1 protein-coding gene is annotated in these 6,606 nt (G+C 69.3%); it reads left to right on the forward strand.

The features are described 5' to 3' along the window. Nucleotides 1–259: 259 nt before the first annotated feature. Complete coding sequence (locus tag ACFWTC_RS32255; protein WP_384030045.1) at nucleotides 260–6,484, forward strand: DNRLRE domain-containing protein; 6,225 nt, start codon at nucleotides 260–262, stop codon at nucleotides 6,482–6,484. Nucleotides 6,485–6,606: the final 122 nt, after the last annotated feature.

Genomic DNA, 6,606 nt, shown 5'->3' on the forward strand with positions numbered 1-6,606 from the left:
CAGGAGCCCATTCTGCTCACCTTTCCATAACGCTTGATCAGATACGAGTACGCCATGGGCTGTTCTGTCCGCTTTGGAGTCTGCGGCTCCAGTTAGGTTCTGATCTGCACTGGCCATATTCGGCCGTGTGCCTCGTGGTTCTCTCTCTGGGGAAGCAGTGAATTTTCGTAGTAGACCCGGCACCCGCTGGTGGGGTGGCCGGGCATTGACGGGTGGTCCCGTGCGGCTGGGTGTCACCGCAGCCGGTACGGCGCTGGTGGTGGCGGCTTCGGCGCTGCAGGGCCCCGGGACCGCCTTCGCCGCCGGGACTCCACAGGCGCCCGTGGGGCAGCTCGGGACGGCCCCGGCCACCACGGCCGCAGACATACCCTCGGCCCGCGTAGCCGCACGTTTGTCGGGCCAACGGGTCGAAGCCTTGTCGGAGCGTTCGGAGACGTCGACGACGTGGGTCAACAAGGACGGCTCGCTGACCTCGGAGGTCGCGGCCGGCCCGATCCGGTTCAAGGACGCGGCAGGCCAGTGGCGTGATGTCGACGTCGACCTCACCACGGCGCCCGACGGCTCTGTGACGTCGAAGGCACACCCGCAGGGGCTGCGGCTCTCGGGGAAGAAGGGGGCGAAGGCCCGGTCGCTCAGTGCTGCCCAGTCCACGCCGGGCACCGACCTGGTGACACTCGGGCAGGGCGACGAGGCGATCACCCTGCAGTGGCGCGGCGGATTGCCGACCCCGGTGCTGGACGGCACCCGCGCCACCTACCCGGACGCGGTGCCGGGCGCGGACGTGGTCGTCGAGGCGACCCGTACGGGCTTCGAGCAGTTCGTCGAGGTCAAGGCCAAGCCCGAGGCGAGCTTCGGCTACACGATGCCGCTGAAGACCAAGGGCCTCAAGGTCGAGCAGCAGCCGGACGGCAGTGTGCTGTTCACCGACAAGAAGTCGAAGCAGACGGCGACGATGCCCGCCCCGGTCATGTGGGACTCGACCGTGGATGCCGCCTCCGGTGAGCACACCCGGCGGGCGAAGGTCGGCCTGAAGGTCGTCAGGACCAAGGACGGTGTCGACCTCGTCATCACCCCCGACGCTGCCTTCCTCGCCGATCCGGCCACGAAGTACCCCGTGACCGTCGACCCCTCGACGTCCTCGCTGGGCAGCCTGTTCGACACCTACGTCCAGCAAGGCGAGACGGTCGACTGGTCGAACGACACCGAGCTGGACCTCGGCAACCCGGGAACCAAGAACGCCGACGGCACCTTCCGTACGGCGCGCTCCTTCATCACGTGGAACACGGCACCGGTGGCCGACGCGCTGATCTCCAGCGCGCAGCTGTCGCTGTGGAACTTCCACTCCGGGAACACCGACTGCACCGCCCAGCCCTGGGAGGTGTGGACCGCCAACAACGCCTCCACCGCCTCCCGCTGGACCAACCAGCCGGCGATGGTCACCAAGATGGCCACTTCCACCGAGACCAAGGGCAACCCGGGCTGCGCCACGCAGCCCGACGGCTGGGTCAACGCGAACGTCACCGATCTGGTCCAGCACTGGGCCAACAACAAGTGGTCCCAGTCCGGTATGGGTCTGCGGGCCACGGACGAGACCAACATCAAGCAGTGGAAGCGCGTCAACTCCGCCAATGCCGCTACCAACCCGCCCAAGCTGACGGTCACCTACAACTACCGTCCGCGCACCGGCACCAAGCAGGAAGCGGGCGCCCCGTTCTTCTCCTACGGCGGTGCCTACGTCGTCAACAGCGTCACCCCGACGCTGCGCGACACGTTCATCGACGCCAACGGTGACAAGGTCCAGGGCGCGTTCCAGATATTCGACAACGCCACCAATGTCCAGGTCGGCGACGTCCTTCGATCGTCCTTCGTGCCCTCCGGCCAGGTCTCCTCGGTTACCGTCCCGGCCGGTGTCCTCACGGACGGAAAAACGTACCGCTTCCGTACGTCCCCGTACGACGGAACCCACTACAACCTGGGCTGGTCGGCTGAGAAGACCTTCACGGTCGACACCACCGTCCCGCAGCCTCCGTCCCGCGTGGTCTCCACGGACTACCCGACGAGCGGCTGGGTCAAGGGGGCCGGACAGGTTGGCACCTTCACCGTCACACCGCCGCCGGGTTCCGACCACCAGTGGATGGAGTGGTCCCTGGACGGTGTGACGTGGACGAAGGTCGCGACCAACGGCAGCCCCGCCGACGTGGCCCTGTCCGTCACTCCGCCCAACAACGGCACGCACGCCATCGAGGTGCGCTCCGTGGACAAGGCGGACAACAAGTCGCCGGCCGTCGCATACACCGTCCACGCCGGACCGGGCGGGTTCCTGCAGCCAGCGGACGACGAGAGTACCGCGCGCCGAATCACCCTCGCCGCCGAGGGCGACGCCGCCCGCTACGACAAGGTCTCCTTCTCCTGGCGCCGTTCCGAGGCCGACGCCTGGACGCAGATTCCCGTCACCCACGTTACGTCGGGCGGAGCACCGCTGGCTGCGTGGCCCGTGCCGCTGACCGCGGGCAAGAACGCGCCCCTCGTCTGGGAGGCCACGAGTACGGTCGACCCTGACGGCAGCATCCAGATCAAAGCGGACTACACCGGTCCCGCCTCCGCATCCGGCAGCACCGCGCCCCTCTCCGTCATCGTCGACCGTGACGGCGACGGAGCCGCGGCGACTCCGGTCGGCCCCGGTTCGTTGAACCTTCTCACCGGGGACCACCGCCTGTCCCAGACGGACGCGGCCTACTTCGGCATCGCCGTCGGCCGCACCTCCTCCTCGCGCAACCCGCAGGCGGGCGGACAGGCCGGCCAGGCGCCCGTTTTCGGCAACGAGTGGATCTCCGGCATCCAGGCGGAGGCGGCCGCCTCCGCGTTCAGCCACGTCCGGCGGATCTCGGACACCGCCGTCGCGGCCGTCGGGTCCGACGGCCGCGAAACGCACTTCACCGCCAACGCGGCACGGAACGGGTGGATCGCCCAGGCCGGCGCCCAGCAGCTCAGCCTTCAGGGCTCAGTGACCACCTACTTCACGCTGTCGGAGCCCGACGGCACGATCACGAAGTTCACTAAGCCCACCCCCGCTTCGCCGACCTGGCAGGTCTCCAGCACGCAGATCGAGGGGATCTCGGACTCGACCACCACGGTCGTCTCCGAGACGGTCACCGTCGGCACGGAGCAGCTCGCCCGGCCGGCGAAGGTCATCGCACCGACCTCGGCGATCACCGCGAGCACCTGCAACACCACCCCCTCCACCAAGGGCTGTCGCGTCGTCGAGTTCGTCTACGCTACGAGCACCACGGCGACCCCGCTCGTCCTCGGTGACTTCACCGGCCGCGTCAAGGAACTCCGCCTCTGGTCCACCGTCCCAGGTGCGGCGAGCGCCACGGCCAAGGCCGTTGCGACCTACCGGTACGACAACGACGGCCGTCTGCGCCAGGAGTGGAACCCGAACCTTCCGGAGACCGCAAAGACGCAGTACGCCTACGACGCGGCCGGCCGCGTCACCTCGCTCACGCCGGGCTCCGACCTGCCTTGGACCCTCACCTACGGCAAGGCCGGCACAGGGAGCGCGGCCAGCGACGGCATGCTCCTCAAGGCGTCCCGTTCCGCCCTGAAGCAGGGCACCGCAGACGTGCAGGAGGGCACGGCGACCACCTCGGTCGTCTACGAGGTGCCCCTCACGGGCGGCTCCGCACCCCACAAGATGGGGATGAACGACGTCAAGGCATGGGGCCAGGCCGAGGGCCCGACCGACGCGACCGCGGTCTTCCAGGCGGACGCCGTCCCAGCCTCGCACGTGGGAACCGGTCTCGGTGCCGGCGACTACGGTCGCGCCACCGTCCACTACCTGGACGCATCGGCACGCAAGGTGAACACCGCCCAGCCGGGTGGCCACATGAGCTCCACCGAGTTCGACCGGTTCGGCAACACCATCCGTGAGCTGTCCGCGGGCAACCGCGCCATCGCGCTCGGCATCGGCTCCCAGGCCGCCGCCGTCCACGCCGACCTCGGCATCGGATCGCTGCCCACCGCGGAGCGCGCCGAACTGCTGTCCACCCGCACGGTCCGCAATAGCACCGGGACCCGTGAACTGGCCGGCTTCGGCCCGCTGCACAGGGCAACCCTCGCGAAGGATCTGAAGAGCGGCGCCACCACGCTGGTCGCGGCGGGCACCTCCGTCATCGCCCGCGCCTGGACGGTGTCCGAGTACGACGCGGGACGCCCCACCGACGGGTCCGCGGTCATCTCCGACCAGATCACCCGGCGGACGGTCGGAGCCCAGGTGCGCGAACACCCGTCGGTGCACGCCGACACGCGCGTCTCCCAGACCGTTTTCGACTGGACTCGAGGTCTGGCCGTCCAGGAGATCCAGGACCCCTCTGGTCTCGCGATCACCACAACCACCGAATACGACGCACAGGGAAGGGTGACCAAGAAGATCGCTCCCGATGGCACCGGGAACGACGCGGCCACGACGGTGACCACCTACTGGTCCGCCACCGGTACTGGCACCTGCCAGGGCCGTCCCGAGTGGGCAGACCGGGTGTGCTCCACCGGCCCCGGCGGCGCCATCACCGGCGGCGGTTCGAACCCCACCGCGCGGACCACCCGTACGAGCGAGTACGACTGGTGGGGCAACACGGCCAAGATCACGGAGAGTGCGAACGGCGCGACGCGCACCATCGCCACCGCGAACGACGCCGCCGGCCGGCCGACCACGGTGACGGTCACCGGCAACGGCGGTCAGGCGGTTCCCGAGGTGACCACCCAGTACGACGCCGTATCCGGCCGTGCGACCAGGACCACGTCCCCCACCGGCGGCACCATCACCAAGTCGTACGACAAGCTGGGCCGCCAGATCTCGTACGCGGACGCCGACGGCGGTACCACGAGCGTCTCCTACGACGTTCTCGGCCGTCCCGTCCAGGTCGCCGACAGCGTTCCCAGCACGCGTACCTTCACCTACGACCACGCCGCAGAGCCGCGCGGCCTGGCAACCAAGGTCGTCGACTCCGTGGCGGGCCCCTTCACCGCGACCTACACCTCCGACGGCAGCGTGGACAGCGAGACGCTGCCGGGCGGGTACCGGGTGAAAACCGTGGAAGACCCTTCGGGGAACCGCACGCAGCGGACGTACACCCGCGACAGCGACGGAACGATCGTCTATTCGGACACCGTGACCAACACCGTGCACGGCCAGGCCGCCACCCGTTCCGGCTGGTCCGAGCAGGAATACGGCTACGACGCGGTCGGGCGGCTCACCACCGTGGCGGACACCGCGGAGACCGTCTGTACCACGCGGTCGTACGCCTTCGACCGGCGCAGCAACCGCACGGCGCAGGTCACCGCCTCCGCCATGCCGGGCGCGAGCTGCCCGACCTCGGGCGGGACCGTGCAGAACCAGTCCTATGACACCGCGGACCGTCTCGTCTCCGGCGGCCGCACTTACGACGCCTTCGGCCGCCTCACCACGCAGCCCGGCGTCACGGGCATCGAGTACTACGCCAACGACCTGGTCCACCGCGAGACCGTGCCCGGCAAGCGCCAGACCTGGCAGCTGGACGCCGCGCACCGCTTCCGGTCCTGGACGGTCGAGTCGGGCAGCGGGTCGACGTGGGTGCAGAACGCCGCCCGCGTCAACCACTACGACGGCGACTCCGACAGCCCGAGCTGGATCGTCGAGGACGCGGCCACGGGCCAGGTGACCCGGAACGTGGACTCGCTCAGCGGCGGCCTCACGGCGACCACAGGCAAGACCGGCCTGGTCGTGCTCCAGCTGTCCTCGCTCCACGGGGACGTGGCGCTCCAGCTACCGCTGGACTCCACGGTCGCGCCCGTGGTCCTCGACACGGACGAGTACGGGCAGCGCCGGGCCGGGAGCCCGTCCACCCGTTACGGCTGGGTGGGCACCGACCAGCGTTCCGCGGAGACGCAGTCCGGCCTGGTCCTGATGGGGGCGCGGCTCTATGATCCCGCCACCGGACGGTTCACCTCGGTCGACCCGGTCGAAGGCGGCAACGCCAACGCCTACGACTACTGCTCCGGCGATCCGGTCGGCTGCAAGGACGTCAGTGGAAACTTCGGCATCAATGACATCTGGCACGAGGCGAAGGCGTGTGCCAAGTATTGGTGGGCCTGCTGGGGCGTGGCGGACGTGAGCTGGTGGGCATCCCAGACGGCCAAGCGCGCCTACAAGGACTCCAACAAGCAGAACGCCTACCGGCACTGCATCTGGCAGGCGATGCTCGTGTGGGACTTGGGCCACACGATCGCCAAGGCGTTCGGTGACGCCCACGAGGTCAAGCACCGGTACACCAAGAACAGGAAGGACCGGGCCGACTCCATGGCGGACTTCCACAACAACAGGGTGGGACGCAGCATCGGCTCACAGATCACGGCGTGGACGCGCTGGGGCGCCCAGAGTGCCGCCTGCAGCCGCTGCCAGCGGGCATGGAACACGGGGAGGATGGCCAACCGCGGCGACTACACGTGACCGACCGCGGGGCGGGGGGGGGGGGGGGGGCCCCCCCCCCCCCGGGGGATATAAAAAAAAAAGAGGGGGGCCGGAAGGGGGGGGGGGTTTTAGGGGGGGGGGGGGGGGAGAAAAAAATGGGG

The sequence above is a fragment of the Streptomyces sp. NPDC058619 genome, from assembly GCF_042717785.1.
GTDB lineage: Bacteria > Actinomycetota > Actinomycetes > Streptomycetales > Streptomycetaceae > Streptomyces.